General features: G+C 36.0%; 1 protein-coding gene. It reads right to left on the minus strand.

All coding sequences use genetic code 11. The features are described 5' to 3' along the window. Positions 1–275: 275 nt before the first annotated feature. Positions 276–956, minus strand: coding sequence for a hypothetical protein (locus A6733_RS00380; protein ID WP_092411283.1), 681 nt, complete (start codon positions 954–956; stop codon positions 276–278). Positions 957–2,286: the final 1,330 nt, after the last annotated feature.

Consider the following 2,286-nt stretch of genomic DNA (forward strand, 5'->3'; position numbering starts at 1 on the left):
CATTGATTACGGTTACAGTATAAAGGTTGCAGATATTGTTTGCCTGAAACAGCAACAAGCTGATTCTATCACAGTAAAGAGAAATGGTGCTATTTATCAAATTGCGTAGCTATTATCATTTACGTATTTTTTCTGTGGTGCTCGACTGGTACTTAGTAAAATCTCCAACAGGCAGATATGCAGATAATTGTCTACGAACATCGTTAAAGCATTAGCACTTATAAAATCCATGTGCTTGTAACACGTTACCTGGAACTTTTTTTCCAATGGACTATTTACACAGCATCTTCTGCTTCCTCTTCCCCCTCTTCATCCGCCCCTCCTTCTCCTATTTGAGGAGCACCCATCATAATCATAGGAAACACTTGCATTGGAACATGTCCCCATCCCCATCCCCATCCTGGTTCATGAAGTTCCATTATTTCACCTCGGGGATCATCGGGATCACGACCCCCCATTAAAGCATTACCATTAGGAGCTCCTTCCAGATCAATAACACCTCCCAGAACATTTTCTGGTTGCTCAACATCTCCTTGTTGTTGAGCATCTTCTAGCCCTGCTCTTGTTCTGTATTCTCTCAGAATTAAAAATCCTACTACAACAAAAATAAATACTAAAAGTATAAGACTCCACAATACTGTAGATGCAATAGTCATTGCAGTGTTTTCATGACTCACAGAGGGGGGTGTAGTGATGACACTGAGAGAAATTGATGTGGCATTGCTAGTAGGAGATGTAGTGTTGTTGCCAGTTACCGCAGAAACTTCGTCCATCAATGCCAATGCAGATAGCACCGCTGCTGAAACAGAAAATAGTGAAGGCGAACGACCATGGGAGGATGTTAACCTCTGATTCTGAGTACGGCCTTCTTCCTCCAGTCTTGAATTATTTACTTCAGAGCTGCCTTCATCTTCTGATGAACATTCAGACCTTGAAGAACCAGCTTCTGATCTCATAACCTTACCCCCTTATTGTATTTTTTTGTGAGCCGCACTTACGTGCCCGTATCATCGTGCTGTTACTTATTCTAGTCTTGTTCCTCGTTCACAACACACAGGGGGCATTATCGCATAAAAATCAACAACTAAACATTAATTAATTCACAATTAATCCCATATTTTGGCTTAGAAAATTTTTAAACACACATACACATTATACATATGCATATGTAGACATACGAACCAAGATATGTTTTGTTAATTAACTAACCTCAAGCCAAAAATTTAGATATAACAAAATAATAAAATTTTTTATTTATGTAAGTATAATTAGCATACAGTATTGTATTAATAGATGTAGATGAGACTATATATACACTTAATTTGCGTACGGTATTTTGTTTGTGACACATTGATGTGTGTGTGCATGGGACATGCGATAAAGTACTACATGATGATGATAATGCGGGTGTGATGTATGATGGTGTATCAATTTTTTTTTAAAATTTTAAGAGTTTATTTTTTGTGTGATTTATATAACGATTCTTTGATAATTGAATTAAAATGGATACGTCGGCATTTATTGTAATATTGGTATTACAGTAATAGTTTCAGATTCATTGTTATTGGTTTTTGATCGTCAGTTGAAGTGGATTATGCTAAGGATATTCCTGTAAGGAGCGCGAGTGCTGAAAAATAAAATATGATGAGTACGATTATCCGAACGGGCCTCTCATTATAGATGATGATCGCACTAGTTGTGCTAAGCATACGGAATTTCTTATTGAACTAACAACTATTAGTTGAGAAAGATCTAACACATTCGATGTTCAATGTATTGCATGAACCATAACAATATACGTTATTTTTACATTACTGTAACAATGCGAGCAGCAAGACATGTAATATAAACCATATGTAACATGTACGTTATACAATTCACAGCTTCGCTTTTATGAGAAAATAATTAAGCGGTAAGTGCAATTGCAAGGTAATGTACAGTTCTTTATCTACACTTATATAACTAATTCTTGGTTTGTAATATCTTATTAACACAATAGTGGCAGCACGCTGTTGGCGTGTGGTGTTATGAAACATTTTTTAAATGAAGCCAAAAAACGAAGAGCCAAATAGTCTAATTGTCGATCCATAGTCCAAAAAGGTTGTTTTCCAATTCTGAACCACCTGCTGCATAACCATTACTGTCACCCAAATTATACTCTGAAGAACAACATTTAGATCTTTAAATTTAAACACCGGCCCTAGGTCTCATAGTCTCGACCTTCTTATTATCATACTAATTATATTTTTATTTCATACTCTTGCTTACTACACCACACTTATTATT

The organism is Candidatus Ichthyocystis sparus, from assembly GCF_900078745.1.
In the GTDB taxonomy this organism is placed as follows: domain Bacteria; phylum Pseudomonadota; class Gammaproteobacteria; order Burkholderiales; family 2013Ark19i; genus Ichthyocystis; species Ichthyocystis sparus.

Excerpts from the sequence above, each read along its gene's own strand:
- A6733_RS00380 (WP_092411283.1), bottom strand. The coding sequence starts at position 956 with ATGAGATCAGAAGCTGGTTCTTCAAGGTCTGAATGTTCATCAGAAGAT.